The 210-nt window shown below is 46.2% G+C and carries 1 protein-coding gene; it reads right to left on the bottom strand.

Annotated elements, in window-relative coordinates:
• Positions 1 to 210: transposase (locus tag EA58_RS21475; protein WP_200872219.1), on the bottom strand; the 210-nt coding region annotated here is incomplete at both ends.

Genomic DNA, 210 nt, shown 5'->3' with positions numbered 1-210 from the left:
ATCTCTGAAACTTTGATTGGCTAAACAGCGTTGTCTCAACCAACGCCATACCTGCTCTATTGGATTAAGCTCAGGAGAATAGGGAGGCAGTTTGATGATACTGACATTCTCAAATTGATGCGCGACGTCATCAGTATGCCATCCCGCACCATCCATGATCACAACGGCATGTCGACCTTTTTCTGTCACGCTTGAGATTTGCTTGAGGTG

The sequence above is a fragment of the Photobacterium galatheae genome, from assembly GCF_000695255.1.
Taxonomy (GTDB): domain Bacteria; phylum Pseudomonadota; class Gammaproteobacteria; order Enterobacterales; family Vibrionaceae; genus Photobacterium; species Photobacterium galatheae.
This window is presented reverse-complemented; position numbering and strand designations above follow the sequence as displayed.